13 protein-coding genes are annotated in these 13,675 nt (G+C 63.5%); 8 read left to right on the top strand and 5 right to left on the bottom strand.

All coding sequences use genetic code 11. From position 1 onward, the window contains the following. Positions 1-3: 3 nt before the first annotated feature. Entirely contained in the window at positions 4-516 is a 513-nt protein-coding gene (locus tag VHL31_RS16190) for a TRAP transporter small permease (protein WP_329662266.1), read from the bottom strand. 28 nt (positions 517-544) lie between these two features. After that, positions 545-1,576, bottom strand: a complete 1,032-nt coding sequence (locus VHL31_RS16185) for a TRAP transporter substrate-binding protein (protein WP_329662265.1) — start codon at positions 1,574-1,576, stop codon at positions 545-547. A gap of 501 nt (positions 1,577-2,077) precedes the next feature. Here VHL31_RS16185 and glf point away from each other — a divergent pair. From glf to VHL31_RS16155, 6 genes are all read left to right on the top strand, one after another. Then, positions 2,078-4,366, top strand: coding sequence for a UDP-galactopyranose mutase (gene glf, locus VHL31_RS16180; protein ID WP_349262463.1), 2,289 nt, complete (start codon positions 2,078-2,080; stop codon positions 4,364-4,366). A 97-nt stretch (positions 4,367-4,463) separates the two neighbouring features. Continuing rightward, positions 4,464-4,691 carry a hypothetical protein gene (locus VHL31_RS16175; protein ID WP_329662263.1) on the top strand — a complete coding sequence of 76 codons (228 nt, stop codon included), beginning with the start codon at positions 4,464-4,466 and terminating at the stop codon, positions 4,689-4,691. 1 nt (position 4,692) lies between these two features. Next, the gene (locus tag VHL31_RS16170) at positions 4,693-5,085 is read left to right on the top strand and encodes a cupin domain-containing protein (protein WP_329662262.1); all 393 of its coding nucleotides are present in this window, start codon (positions 4,693-4,695) and stop codon (positions 5,083-5,085) included. Between the two features lie 198 nt (positions 5,086-5,283). Then, positions 5,284-5,610, top strand: a complete 327-nt coding sequence (locus VHL31_RS16165) for a hypothetical protein (protein WP_329662261.1) — start codon at positions 5,284-5,286, stop codon at positions 5,608-5,610. A 102-nt stretch (positions 5,611-5,712) separates the two neighbouring features. Then, positions 5,713-6,891, top strand: coding sequence for a hypothetical protein (locus VHL31_RS16160; protein WP_329662260.1), 1,179 nt, complete (start codon positions 5,713-5,715; stop codon positions 6,889-6,891). A 43-nt stretch (positions 6,892-6,934) separates the two neighbouring features. Next, on the top strand, positions 6,935-8,740 hold the full coding sequence (locus tag VHL31_RS16155) for an ABC transporter ATP-binding protein (RefSeq protein ID WP_414653752.1): 1,806 nt from the start codon (positions 6,935-6,937) through the stop codon (positions 8,738-8,740). Between the two features lie 4 nt (positions 8,741-8,744). Here VHL31_RS16155 and VHL31_RS16150 read toward each other — a convergent pair whose 3' ends face one another. Genes VHL31_RS16150 through ispD form a run of 3 tightly spaced genes read right to left on the bottom strand, consistent with a single transcriptional unit; the run spans position 8,745 to position 10,854 of the window. Further along, complete coding sequence (locus VHL31_RS16150; RefSeq protein WP_329662258.1) at positions 8,745-9,239, bottom strand: CinA family protein; 495 nt, start codon at positions 9,237-9,239, stop codon at positions 8,745-8,747. Further along, entirely contained in the window at positions 9,236-9,694 is a 459-nt protein-coding gene (locus tag VHL31_RS16145) for a phosphatidylglycerophosphatase A (protein WP_329662257.1), read from the bottom strand. Before VHL31_RS16145 ends, VHL31_RS16150 begins: the two co-directional genes overlap by 4 nt. Then, the gene (gene ispD / locus VHL31_RS16140; protein ID WP_329662256.1) at positions 9,691-10,854 is read right to left on the bottom strand and encodes a 2-C-methyl-D-erythritol 4-phosphate cytidylyltransferase; all 1,164 of its coding nucleotides are present in this window, start codon (positions 10,852-10,854) and stop codon (positions 9,691-9,693) included. Before ispD ends, VHL31_RS16145 begins: the two co-directional genes overlap by 4 nt. Positions 10,855-11,064: 210 nt before the next feature. Here ispD and VHL31_RS16135 point away from each other — a divergent pair, with 210 nt between their 5' ends. Then, complete coding sequence (locus VHL31_RS16135; protein WP_329662255.1) at positions 11,065-12,171, top strand: two-component system sensor histidine kinase NtrB; 1,107 nt, start codon at positions 11,065-11,067, stop codon at positions 12,169-12,171. Beyond that, positions 12,168-13,649 carry a nitrogen regulation protein NR(I) gene (gene ntrC / locus VHL31_RS16130; protein WP_329662254.1) on the top strand — a complete coding sequence of 494 codons (1,482 nt, stop codon included), beginning with the start codon at positions 12,168-12,170 and terminating at the stop codon, positions 13,647-13,649. Before VHL31_RS16135 ends, ntrC begins: the two co-directional genes overlap by 4 nt. Positions 13,650-13,675: the final 26 nt, after the last annotated feature.

Below are 13,675 nucleotides of genomic sequence, written 5' to 3'. Positions count from 1 at the left end.
GGCTCAGACGGCTCCGGGATTGTGCAGCGGGCGCCGGCCGAGCAACTGCAACGTCTCGCCCCACAGGCTGACCAGCGTGACGAGGATCATGAGGACGGCAGCTACGGGGATCGCGAGATAGGGCCAGAACAGGCTGATTCCGAGGGCAGGGGCATGGGTGACCTGTCGGGCCAGCGCCGCCGTCCACGACTGCTGGGCCAGGATGACCAGGAAGGCCAGCACCAGGAGGCGAAGCAGGAACGAGATAACGAGCTGCGCTTTCGGCCCCAGCCTGTCCTGCAGAAGGTTGAGGCTAATATGGTCGTCCCGCCCAAGCAGGACCGCCGCCCCTAGCATGCTGAGCCAGACCAGCAGGAAGCGCGTGAGCTCCTCCGACCAGGAGAAGGAGAAGCCCACCAGGTTGCGCGAGATGATGAGGACGGCGATCACGGCGGTCATCACCGCCAAGATCAGGTTGCACAGGATCTCGATGGCACGACACAGCCGGTCGGTCGCGTCACGGACACGCTCGTACATGGGATGGTTCCCGATCAGTACTGCCTGATCAGCGGTAGCCGTAGAACTGCTCGGCCTCCTGCACGGCTGCCATGATCTCATCGAGAACCGCCGGATCCATCTGGCTCTTCAGCCAGTCGACGGCCGCGGGCTGCGCCTTGGCGCGGAACGCTTCCTTCTCCGTCGCAGTGGGCTCGTAGATGGACACGCCCTCGGCTTCCAGGAACGCGCGGCCGGTCGTTTCGTTGGCGACAGAGAGACCACGGTTCGTTTCGAGCGCCACGGCCGCCGCTTGGCGAATCACACCCTGCAGGTCGGGCGGCAGGCTCTGGTACCACGCCTCGTTCATGGCGATCGTGTTGATGCTGTAGACATGGCCGTCCAGCACCATGTTCTTCTGCACCTCGTAGAGCTTCGGCACCATGAAGGTTGGGATCGAGTTCTCCTGGCCGTCCACCACACCGGTCTGGAGCGCCGTATAGAGCTCACCCCAGGCGATCGGGGTAGGCGACATGCCGAGGCTCTTGGCGATCTCCATGTGGAGCGGATGGTTCATCGTCCGCATCTTGATGCCGGCCAGGTCGTCCGGCGACTTCATTTCCTTGCTGGCAGAGCTGTAGTGACGAAACCCGCCATTCTCGGACCAGAACAGCGGCCGCAGTCCGACTTCCTTGGCCATCCGCTCGCGCATCTTCTCGCCGACCGGGCCGTCCAGGACCCGCCACGCAATCTCGCGATTAACGAACAGATAAGGTACGCCGAATGCCTGGATGTCGGGAAAGGTCGAGGCGAAGTGGCCGTCAGCCGGGTCGCATGCCTGCAGGATGCCATCCTTGACCTGGTTGACCAGGGATTCGATGCCACCCAGTTGCCCGCCGGGGAACATCTCGACCTCGATCCGGCCGCCCGACCTCGTTTCGACCTCGCGCGCGAAGACCTCCAGATGAGTCCAGGCGAAATTGTTCTCGAGTTGCGGCGTCGTCGTCGCGAACCGCATGGTGAACTCTTGCGCCTTGGCCGCGCTGAGCGATCCGGCGAGCGCCGCTCCCAGGACAAGCGTCTTGATCAGACGTCTGAGCATCTTCGTTGGCCTCCCAATGTTGAATCGCCATCTTCTGTCGAATGGCGCCATCTGGTTTCGTCAAACTTGTATGTAAGGTACTACCATCACGCAAGCACCTAGGTCTCTGGTGGAGCCAGGAAGGATGCGCGGGACGGATTGGTGCGCAGGCCGGTCCGCTGTGGGAGGAAGGCCCCATCATTCAACATAAGGATGACGCACAACGGATTTATGTCGACATCGTGACACTAGATAAAGACTAGCGTCAAACTGCTCAAATACCCCGCAGTAAAACCTGCCAGCAGATTTTTTGCGGCGCTGCGGAACTGTCCCGCAGGTATCGCCGTTCTGCCCAGAGTGCATGCGGGGGAGATCTCCTTGAACGCGTATGTTCCCTTCAGCTTGACCCATCTCGACACCACGATCTCGAACCCACAGCAAGACGCGGCTGTCAACTTCGATACAGTGGTTTGTTTCTCACATCTTCGTTGGGACTTCGTCCTGCAGCGGCCACAGCACTTGATGCAAAGGATGGCAAAGCAGAGGCGTGTCTTTTTCTTTGAAGAATACATCCCTTGCGATCACCCCCTTCCCTATCTCGAGCATCATCACTTCCCGGACTCGGGGGTGACAGCCTTGCGCCCGCGCCTGCCTCATTGGTGGAGCGCCGAGGAACGCAATGAAGGGCTGAAGAATCTTCTCGACGTGTTGTTGATGACGATCCGGGAGCCCAAGCCGTTACTCTGGTTCTATACACCGATGATGTTCGGTTTCTCCCGGCATATCGATGCCGCTGCGATTGTCTATGATTGCATGGATGAGCTCAGCAGCTTCAAGCTGGCTCCCCCGGAGCTCCGGGCGCTGGAAAGGGATCTCGTCGCCAAGGCGGATGTCGTGTTCACGGGCGGCTACAGCCTGTATGAGGCGAAGCGCCATCTGCACGACAACATCCATCCGTTCCCCTCCGCGGTCGATCTCGATCACTTCGCCCAGGCTCGTACCGGCGATCCGGACGCATGCGCGGACCAGGGGCAGATCAAGGGGCCACGTCTGGGCTTCTACGGCGTGGTGGACGAGCGCCTGAATCTCGACCTGCTCCGGCAGGTGGCGGCCGCGCGGCCGGACTGGAGCCTGGTAGTGGTCGGGCCGGTCGTGAAGATCGGCCACGACGACCTGCCGAAGGCGCCGAACATCCATTATCTCGGGCCGAAGAAGTACGCCGAGCTTCCAGTCTACCTCGCTGGCTGGGACGTCGCGATGATGCCCTTCGCGATCAACGAGGCGACACGGTTCATCAGCCCGACCAAGACGCCAGAATATCTCGCAGGCGGCCGGCCTGTCGTTTCGACTCCCATTGTCGACGTCGTACGGCACTATGGCGAAATCCGGGCCGTAGCGATCGCAGATACGGCCGAAGCCTTCATCTCATCCTGTGAACAGTTCCTCCAGGCACGTCAGGAGTGGCCCGATATCCAGAAGGAAGCGGACCAGCTCCTGGAGACGATCTCCTGGGATCGTACATTCTCGGCAATGGTTCGCCTTATTGGAGATTCAGTGGTCAATCGTACAGCACAGTCACGCTACAAGCCGACCGACGTCCTGGCAGACCGGCGTATCGCCAAGCCGACAGTGCGGCCTTCCAATCGGCGACGTCACTATGACGTGCTGGTCGTCGGTGCGGGCTTTGCAGGCTCAGTGCTAGCGGAACGCATGGCTGCCGATTCCGGCAAGCGCGTCGTCGTCGTCGATCGCCGCCCCCACGTGGCCGGCAACGCGTTCGACCATCAGGACGCCGCGGGCGTCATGGTCCACAAGTATGGGCCACACATCTTCCACACCAACAGCCAGAACATCGTAGACTACTTGTCGCGGTTCACGCAGTGGCGCCCCTATGAGCACCGCGTGCTGGCGAGTGTGGAGAACAAGCTCCTGCCGATCCCGATCAATCGGACGACGCTGAACGGGCTCTACGGCCTTTCCCTGCAGAACGAGGATGAGGCTGCGGCTTTCCTCGCAACGCGGGCCGAGCCTGTCGAGAACAAGCGGACATCGGAGGATGTCGTCGTCTCCACGGTCGGACGCCACCTCTACGAGACCTTCTTCCGGGGCTACACCCGCAAGCAGTGGGGCCTGGATCCATCCGAGCTCGACAAGTCCGTCACGTCCCGCATCCCAACCCGGACCAATACCGACGATCGCTATTTCCTGGACAGCTTCCAGGCGATGCCGCTGCACGGCTACACCCGCATGTTCGAGAACATGCTGGACCACGACAATATCGACCTGCAGCTCGGTGTGTCCTTTCAGGACGTCCGCAAGGAAGTCAGTGCCGACCACGTCGTGTTCACGGGTCCGGTGGACGAGTACTTCGACTACCGGTTCGGCAAGCTGCCCTACCGCAGCCTGGCCTTCCAGCACGAGACGCTGGACCAGCGGCGGTTCCAGCCGGTCGCAGTGGTCAACTACCCGTTGCAGGACGTGCCCTATACCCGGATCACCGAGTACAAGCACCTCACCGGTCAGGTCCACGCGAAGACCAGCATCAGCTACGAGTTCCCGTGCGCGGACGGTGACCCCTACTACCCGATCCCTCGGGCAGAGAACCAAGCCGTCTATCGGCGTTATGCGACGCTGGCCGAGGGGCTGCCTGATGTAACCTTTGTCGGTCGCCTGGGTACCTACCAGTACTACAACATGGATCAGGTCGTCGGTCAGGCGCTCGCGACCTACAAGCGGCTGGCCGCACGCGACGAAGTCCATCTGCCCACGCGGGCGACGGCGCTCACGCCAGCCCTGGCCAATTCCGCCTGAGACGCGTCGAGCTTCGACACGATGAAGGCGTCACCCCTGCCTGATCGCCGGATCTGGCAGGGGAGCCGTGGATCGAAAATGAACCGGGAGGAGCGACATGCCTCACAAGCACGAGAACACTGAGCGCATCGGCGGTCCAGGCGCCAGCCACGAGAACCGCAAGGAGCCGGAAAAGACCAAGCCACGCGGTCCGCACCCGAGCGCGCGGGGCAAGGAAGGTCATAGCCAGGTTTCCACCGGTGGCGGCGAACTGGACGTTCATCGTGAGCACACCGCCGCCGGCAAGGCCGGTGGCAAGGCGGACAAGGCCGGCAAGGGTGCCTGACTTGGCTGCGTGTCTGGTCGACCTGAAGGATCTCGACTGGGAGACATGGGACGATCCGCAGCTGAGGGCGAACAGTGCGGTACGCTGGAAGCTCGTCTTTTCCAGCGACCGTACGCCTACGGACACCATGAGTATGGGACTTGCCGAGATTGCGGTCGGTGGAGTTCTTCCCCTGCATCATCATGAACCGGCCGAGATCTACCATGTGCTCGAAGGCCACATCCGCGTAAGTGTGGCTGGTGTCGAGCACATGCTGCACCCGGGCCAACTCTTCTTCATTCCTCCGGACGTGCCGCACAGCACAGTCAATGCCGGTCCGATACCGGCGCGCATTCTGTTCGTATTCCCGGTCGGCAGCTTCGACGACGTCGCCTACCATTTCATGCCGCAGTGACATCCGCCAAGCTCTGCGGCTGCCTCAGAGCATTGCTTTACTTCATGTACAAAGATTAACCCCAAGATTACGAACAGCGAAACAATCGCTCGATCAACCCGTGTCGGCTTCTGACCATTGCACGGGAAGCCGTTCCGGAACGCTCTCCTCTCCTCAAAATCTGTTCAGCTTCGTGGGAACGCGAAGAAACTGAGGTAGTTGCTCCATCGGCTCGGGGCATCCTCGTCGCTCGCCGGCATCAAGCGCCGCGGCAGGCTTGCTTTTCCGATCCAGTACAGATCGGTCGATGTTCCTTTGCATCTGCCCGAGCCCAGGCATTCGCGTGTCAGGTTTGATGCTGGTCGCGCGTCGGTTCGGGTGAAGTCATGGTTGCTGGAGCCTGAGATGGCGGAATTGCCGGTGGATGATCCGAGACAGAACGTCGCCAATCCTGATCGGCCGGACATAAATGCGGGACGCGAGGCAGCTTCTGGTCAGGATGAAGTTCCTGCCGCCGGCCGGACGGTCATGACGGCTCCGTCTTGAGCGCCGCCGCTCTGGAAGCGGGGCCTTGCAACAGACCGCACGGCCCACAGTGCCTGTGCCCTCTCCATTCTCCACGGATGGTCAACTGGAGATCCGGACCGGATGCAACCTGAAGTGCGTTTTCGCAGCTTCTTCATGGGCGGCTTCGAATGCTCGTCCCATCGTCGCCGCGACGGCAGGCGCCTCGATCTCATCGCTTCCACCGGGCACGATCGGCTGGCGCGCGAGGACTACCGGCGACTCCACGAGTTCGGCCTGCGCACGGTCCGCGATGGGCTACGCTGGCACCGGATCGAGACGGAACCGGGACGCTATGACTGGTCGTCCTTCCTTCCAATGCTTCGTGCCGCCAGGGAAACTCAAGTCCAGGTGATCTGGGACCTGTGCCACTATGGCTGGCCCGACGATATCGACATCTGGTCGGACTCCTTCATTGAACGCTTCGCTCGCTTTGCCGGCGAGGCCGCACGGGTCGTGCGCGAAGAGAGCGACGACATTCCGTTCTACTGTCCGGTCAACGAGCTTTCCTTCTGGGCCTGGGCCGGCGGCGAAGTGGGGCGGATGAATCCCTGCGCCGAGAAGCAGGGCCACCAGCTCAAGCGGCAGCTCGTTCGCGCCGCAATCGCAGGTATCGAGGCGGTTCGCTCCGTCGATCCACGCGCCAGGTTCGTCTATGCCGAGCCGTCCATCCACGTGACGTCGGGCGCCAGCACGGCCAGGGCACGGACCAATGCCGAGATCTATCGGCAGGCACAGTTCGAGGCCTACGACCTGATTTCCGGGCGCATCGAGCCGGAACTGGGCGGGAGGCCGGACTATCTCGACATCGTCGGGGCGAACTTCTACCCGGACAACCAGTGGTACCTGGCAGGACCCACGATCCATTTCGGTCACCATGCCTATCGTCCGTTCCGCACGATGCTGGCGGAGCTGCATGCTCGCTACGAGCGCCCGATCCTGGTGACGGAAACGGGTGCCGAGGGCGGCGTGCGGGCGTCCTGGTTCCACTATGTCTGCGGGGAAGTGCTGGCTGCATTGGCGCAGGATGTGCCTGTGCTCGGTGTCTGCTTCTATCCGATCCTCGACTATCCAGGCTGGGACGACGACCGGCACTGCGACGTCGGGCTCCTCACCAATCCCGACGCGCAGGGCCGCAGGTCCGTGTGCCGGTCTCTGCTCGACGAGTTCGAGCGGCAGCAAATGGTGTTCGATACAGTCCGGGGCGCCACGGCGCCCGATATGAACAGTGCGATCCTGAGCATGGTAGGCAGCAATGACTGATATGGCAGGCGTACTTCAGGATGCGCGCGCCCGTAGCCGGCCGATGGAGGTGGACGCCGAGCAGCAGGATCGGCCTGCCTACCTGCGCGGGCCCTATCGCTTCATCGGCCATTACATGGCGAACTGGCGGTGGCACTTCATCCTGCTCGGCCTGTTCGTCTTCACGGCCGGCGTAAGCGCCGTTGGCGTGCAGTACCAAATGAAGCTGCTCGTCGACGCCATGGCAGCCGGCCCGCAGATCGCCGGGAACACTGTCTGGTGGGCACTCGGCGCCTTTGTCCTCTTCCTGATGGCAGAGGGGCTGCTCTGGCGCGCCAGCGGCTGGCTCGCCTGCCGATCCACCGTCGGTGTCGGCGTCGATATGCGCCTCGACCTGTTCGATCACCTGAGCGGACAGTCGATGCGCTACTTCATGGAGAACCTGGCGGGATCGCTGGGGCAGCGCGTCACTGCGACGGCAGGCAATTTTGGTGCGCTGGCAAACACGATCATCTGGCGGATCGCGCCGCCCTGCATCGACTTCCTGGGTGCGCTGGTCGTCTTCTTCACCATCGATTCCAACATGGCGATCGTCCTTGCCGTCTATGTCAGCGGCGTCACGATCGCCCTGATCATGTTCGGCGAGCGGGGTCGGCCACTGCACCGTTCGTTTGCCGCCCATTCCGGGGCGACCGCAGGTGAACTCACCGACGTCATTTCCAACATGTGGGCCGTCAAGGCATTCTCCGCACGCGCCCGTGAGCGGCGCCGGCTGTCCGGCACGTTCAACAACGAGGCTCGAATCCAGCGTGCGAGCTGGATGTACATGGAGAAGACGCGCCTCCTATACGACGTCCTGCTCTGGGCCATGACCGCAGGAATGCTGTGCTGGGCGCTCTACCTCTGGATCGACGGTCGAGTCACGACCGGCGATGTCGTCATCGTCAGCACCTTGACCTTCCGAATCCTGTACGGCGCCCGCGACCTGGCCATGGCGCTCGTCGATATGGTCCAGCACTTCAGCTTCATCGACGAGACCCTCCAGTTGATCGGACAGCGACCGAGCTTGACCGACGACCCGCGCCACCGCGTGCTCCGCCGGGGTGGTGGGTCGATCGAGTTCCGCAACGTGAGCTTCGCGTATGGCGCACCTAGCAAAGATGCGATCCACGACCTGAGCCTGAGCATTCCGCCGGGGCAAAAGGTCGGCATCGTCGGTCCGTCCGGGGCCGGCAAGTCGACCCTCATCAGCCTGATCCAGCGACTGCACGACGTGCAGAAGGGCGATATTCTAATCGATGGGCAGTCTGTCCTCACCATCACCCAGGACAGCCTGCGGGATGCGCTGGCAGTGGTGCCGCAGGAGATCAGCCTGTTTCACCGGACCATCATGGAGAACATCCGGTTCGGTCGGCCGGATGCCACGGATGACGAAGTCTATGCGGCGGCAAAGGCGGCTTACTGCGACGGGTTCGTCCGCCAGCTCCCGCAAGGCTATCACACGCTGGTCGGCGAACGCGGGGCGAAGCTATCTGGCGGCCAGCGGCAGCGAATCGGCATCGCCAGGGCGTTCCTCAAGAATGCGCCAATCATCATCCTGGATGAGGCCACCTCGGCCCTGGACACCGAATCAGAACTGGCCATTCAGCGCTCGTTGGTCGAGCTGATGCAAGATCGCACCGTGATCGCAGTCGCGCATCGGCTGTCGACGGTAGCGGCGTTCGATCGGGTGATCGTGATGCATAACGGCCGTGTCGCGGAGGAAGGCCAGTCGAATGAGCTGCGCCGCCGTGGTGGGCTGTTCACCCGAATGTGGCGTCTCCAGGCGGAAGGCTTGCCCGTCGAGACCCATCTGGCCGCCGCGTCGTGACGGCTCAGCTGGCGAGCTGATCCAGCAGGTCCAGCGCCAGGGCGACCGTTCGCGCACGGACAGTCGCCCGATCGCCGTCAAACACGATCCGCTCGTGAATCAGGCGGCCGTCGCGCGCGGCCGCCGCCAGGTGCACGAGGCCGACTGGTTTCGAAGCGCTGCCTCCGCCTGGGCCGGCAATTCCCGTCACTGCGATTGACAGATCCGCAGCCGAATGGGCCAACGCACCGTTCGCCATGGCGCGCGCCACCGGTTCGCTCACCGCGCCGTGGGCCGTCAGAACCTCGCCGGGCACGCCCAGCATTCCTGCCTTGGCATCGTTCGAATAGGTCACGAACCCGCGGTCGACGACATCGGAGCTGCCCGCAACGGCCGTCAGCACGCCCGCGATCAGCCCGCCCGTGCAGCTTTCAGCAGTCACGATCGTCAGGCGGCTGGCGCGGCACGTAGCCAGCAGCCGTTCAGTCCTTTCCAGGAGTTCGGGCGCGATGGTGATCATGGAAACAGCCCTCCAGCCAGAAATACCGCCAGTGCTCCATAGACCCCCGCCACCAAATCATCGCTCATGACGCCAAGCGCCCCGTGCATCCTTCGGTCGATCCAGGACGCGGGCCATGGCTTGACGATGTCGAACAGGCGGAAGACCAGGAATGCGACCAGGATCCCCACGAGCGACAGGGGCGCTGCCGACAGGGTGATCCATTGGCCGACCACCTCGTCCAGCACGAAATCGTCAGGGTCCGGATGCTCGGCGGTGACGAGATAGACGCCACCCAGGACGACACCTGCAACGTAGAGGACCAATGCGGTCCCCACCAGGATGGACGGTCCCAGCGCCCAGTTCAGCAGAATGCCGAGCGGCAGACTCGCCAGCGACCCCCACGTTCCCGATGCCGGCTTAAGATAGCCGCTGCCGAACCAGGTGATCAGCAGCTCGATCGCACGGGTGGTCATGAGGGGAAGCTGACGGTCGCCAGTGCTTGCGCTGAGATGGCTTCCCCCCGGCCGACGGCATCCAAGCCTTCCATGGTGCCGGCCTTCAGCCCGATACGGTCCGCTGGCAGTGCGAGGAGTTCCTGAAGCCTGCGCGTCATCGCGGGCCGATGCGGGCCGATCTTGGGCCGCTCGGCCATGATCGAGAGGTCGACATGTTCTAGCTTGCCGCGACGTTCGGTGACCAGCCCCAGCGCATGGCGGACGAACATGGACGAGTCGGCGCCGCGCCACCGCTCCTCGGATGGCGGGAAATGCACTCCGATATCGCCGGCGCCGATCGTGCCGAGCAGGGCGTCTGTCAGAGCATGCAGCACCACGTCGGCATCGGAATGCCCGGACAGACCGAACGGCGAAGGGATTCCGACGCCGGCCAGCACCAGCGGCCGGCCAGGTTCGGTGCAATGGATATCAAAGCCCATCGCGGTCGCGTAGCGGCGCGCAGCCGTCCCGAGAATACGGGCCGCCCGTGGGAGATCGTCAGGAAGTGTCACCTTCAGATTGTCCTCCTCGCCTTCGACCCACACCACCTTGCCGCCAGCCCGTCGCACCAACTCCACATCGTCGGTGGCGCCCACGGAGTCGGCATAGCGGCGGTGGGCATCGAGCACCGCCTGGAAGCGGAAGCCCTGGGGTGTCTGCGCACGGACCAGTCCGTCCCGAGCGATCTCGCCAATCACAAGGTCCGCGTCGACGGCACGCAGTGAATCGATGACCGGAACGGCCGGCAGCACGGCGTCGGCTACGTGGAGCGCTGCCAGCACGCGGTCGATCAGGTCAGCTGTCACCAGTGGCCGAGCACCATCATGAATGAGGACGTAGGTCGGCGCCGCCACCGACAGCGTTTCCAGCCCGGCCAGGACCGATGCTTGCCGCGTGGAAGCGCCGAGGACGGGTGGAAGCAGGTCGAGACCAGCGGTCGCCGCTCGGTAGAGATGCTCGTCCTCCTGGTGGATCACCGTCTGGATCGCGCCGATGCCTGGATGTTCGCGCAAGGCTTTGATGGCGCGCGTCAGGACGGGCAGGCCCGCAAGATCCAGGTACTGCTTTGGCAGATCGTCGCCGAACCTGGATCCTCGCCCAGCGGCTACAACAAGGGCGGCAGTGTTTGAACTTGGCATGAGCGGACCCTAGTGCAGGCCGTGCAAGCCGCCCAGCACTCCCACTGCATCTTTGCGACGATCAGGATCCCTTCCAACCCAAGGGTCGCTTGCGCCATCTCTCCATGCCAAGTAGGTTGCCTATGAAACGAGCAAAGCAGATGGGTTGCTCATCCCGTGCGCAATAATCTACCGATTGATCGAGCTGCTCGCAGCGCACGTCATGGCTCAGTGGGGGCCGCGCAACTCGTTGCGAACCTGCCGAGCCCCCTGTTCGTGGTCGACGACCAGCTCAGGCTGAAGTCCGTCAATCCAGCTGCCGAGCAGCTGTTCGGCGCGTCCTGGAACGTCCTGATCGACCGCTCGCTCTCGGACTTCCTTCCCCCCCATGCGGCGGCAATCGATCTCATCCGGCACGTGAGGGAAGAGGGTGCATCCATCTCCGAGTACGGCATCGAACTTGCTCTATCCAAGGGCGATACCGTCTCCGTCGACAGCCACATGACCCCCATCGTCGAGTGCCCCGGCCATGTTCTCGTGGTCCTTCATCCCTGCACGGTCGCCCGCCGCCTCGACCAGCATCGGGTCCAGCGCGGATCGGCGCGTTCCGTAGCGACCTTGGCGGCAACGCTCGCCCATGAGGTCAAGAACCCGCTCTCAGGGATCCGGGGAGCTGCCCAGCTTCTCGAGCCGACCATCAGCGAAGAAGATCGGCCCCTGGTGCAGCTGATATGCGACGAGACGGACAGGATCTGCGCTCTCGTCGACCGGATGGAGGAGTTCAGCGCCGGCCGTCCGCTCGATCGCACGCCGGTAAACATCCACCAGATCCTGGAGCATGTCCGCCGCATCGCGGAGAACGGCTTCGCCCGCCGGCACCGGATCGTCGAGAACTACGATCCGTCACTGCCAGACGTGGAGGGGGACCGGGACAAGCTCATCCAGGTCTTCCTGAACCTGATCAAGAACGCTGCCGAGGCCGCCCAGCCTGATGGTGGCACCATCACACTGTCGACCACCTACCAGCATGGCTGGCGGATGGCGCTGGGGACCTCGCGCGAGCGCCTGCACCTGCCGATCACGGTCGAAGTGAAGGATGACGGACCAGGGGTGGCGCCGGACGTCGCCGATCATCTGTTCGAGCCGTTCGTGACCAGCAAGCCGCGTGGAACCGGGCTGGGATTGGCGCTGGTCGCCAAGATCGTCCACGACCATGGCGGCGTCGTTTCGTACCACCCGGGAGATCCGGGTGCCGTCTTCCGTGTGAGCTTGCCCGCCAACCGTTCCGGCAGCCGCGCCGCCCGGGAAGAGGGCCATGAAGAGATCAGTATTCCATGACCGACTTGACGATCCTGCTGGCCGAGGATGACGCGGCGATCCGGACGGTGGTGAGCCGCGCGCTCGCCAAGCAGGGATGGCGCGTGCAGGCTACTTCCTCGGCGTCCGCCTTGTGGCGCTGGATCGCCGCAGGCGAGGGCGACATCGTCCTCACCGACGTCATGCTGCCTGATGAGAACACGCTGGACCTGCTGCCGCGGATCCGGTCGGCGCGGCCTGATCTGCCGGTGATCGTGATGAGCGCGCAAAACACCCTGCTGACGGCGGTGCGCGCGGCGGAGCGTGGGGCCTTCGAGTATCTGCCCAAGCCGTTCGATCTCGGCAACCTTACCGCAGCGGTGCAGCGGGCTCTCTCCCAGCCGAAACGCCGCCCGGGCGGCAACAAGGACGTGCTGCACGGACTGGACGACAACCTGCCGATCATCGGCCGGTCGGCGGCCATGCAGGAGATCTACCGGATCATCGCCCGGCTCACCGGAACGGACCTCACGGTCCTGATCGCCGGCGAGAGCGGCACCGGCAAGGAATTGGTCGCCAAGGCGCTCCACGAATTCGGCAAGCGCAAGAACGGCCCGTTCGTTGCCGTGAACATGGCGGCGATCCCACGTGAACTCATCGAATCGGAGCTGTTCGGCCACGAGAAGGGAGCGTTCACGGGTGCTCATGCCAGGCGTGTCGGGCGGTTCGAGCAGGCGAATGGCGGTACGCTGTTCCTGGACGAGATCGGCGACATGCCGCTGGAGGCGCAAACACGTCTCCTGCGTGTGCTCCAGCAGGGCGAGTTCCTGCCGGTGGGCGGCACCCATGCAATCAAGACCAATCTCAGGATCGTTGCGGCGTCTCATCGCGACCTCCGCCAGATGGTCTCCCAGGGGCTTTTCCGAGAGGACCTCTTCTACCGACTGAACGTGGTCCCGGTCCGGCTGCCGCCCCTTCGTGAGCGCGTGGACGATATCCCCGCCCTGGCACAGCACTTCTTCGCCAAGGGAGCGGCCGACGGGCTGGCTCTCAAAAGCCTCACGCCGGAAGCGATGATCCGGCTCAAGTCACACCCTTGGCCCGGCAATGTCAGGGAGTTGGAGAACCTCATCAGGCGCCTGTCTGTGCTCTATACCGACGAGATCCTGGCCGAAGACACGATCGCCGCCGAACTGGAGCAGGCCGAGGCTCGGCCATCTGTTGCCCATTCGTCAGCGGGAACCGACAGCAACGGCGAAGCGCTGACGCTGGTGGAAGAGACCCTCTCGACAGCGGTGGAGCGGCACCTGGAACGATGGTTCAAGGCGCATGATGGCGGCCTGCCGCCAGACGGAATTTATGAGCGGGTCCTGCGCGAGATCGAGCGACCGCTGATTGGCAAGGCACTCACGGTGACGCGCGGTAACCAGTTGCGTGCAGCCGACCTGCTCGGCATGAACCGCAACACCCTGCGGAAAAAGATCCGCGAACTGGACATCGTCGTCTCGCGTGCGCCATGATCGGGGTGATTCGGGCGCACTGACGG

This window comes from Geminicoccus sp., from assembly GCF_036263595.1.
Lineage (GTDB): Bacteria > Pseudomonadota > Alphaproteobacteria > Geminicoccales > Geminicoccaceae > Geminicoccus.
The sequence above is the reverse complement of the archived record's forward strand: the minus strand, read 5'-3'. Positions and strand labels throughout refer to the sequence as shown.

Coding starts and splice junctions, on each gene's coding strand:
- VHL31_RS16145 (WP_329662257.1), bottom strand. CDS start 9,694: ATGACCACCCGTGCGATCGAGCTGCTGATCACCTGGTTCGGCAGCGGC.
- VHL31_RS16185 (WP_329662265.1), bottom strand. CDS start 1,576: ATGCTCAGACGTCTGATCAAGACGCTTGTCCTGGGAGCGGCGCTCGCC.
- VHL31_RS16190 (WP_329662266.1), bottom strand. CDS start 516: ATGTACGAGCGTGTCCGTGACGCGACCGACCGGCTGTGTCGTGCCATC.
- VHL31_RS16150 (WP_329662258.1), bottom strand. CDS start 9,239: ATGATCACCATCGCGCCCGAACTCCTGGAAAGGACTGAACGGCTGCTG.
- VHL31_RS16160 (WP_329662260.1), top strand. CDS start 5,713: ATGCAACCTGAAGTGCGTTTTCGCAGCTTCTTCATGGGCGGCTTCGAA.
- VHL31_RS16175 (WP_329662263.1), top strand. CDS start 4,464: ATGCCTCACAAGCACGAGAACACTGAGCGCATCGGCGGTCCAGGCGCC.
- glf (WP_349262463.1), top strand. CDS start 2,078: ATGCAAAGGATGGCAAAGCAGAGGCGTGTCTTTTTCTTTGAAGAATAC.
- ispD (WP_329662256.1), bottom strand. CDS start 10,854: ATGCCAAGTTCAAACACTGCCGCCCTTGTTGTAGCCGCTGGGCGAGGA.
- VHL31_RS16155 (WP_414653752.1), top strand. CDS start 6,935: ATGGAGGTGGACGCCGAGCAGCAGGATCGGCCTGCCTACCTGCGCGGG.
- ntrC (WP_329662254.1), top strand. CDS start 12,168: ATGACCGACTTGACGATCCTGCTGGCCGAGGATGACGCGGCGATCCGG.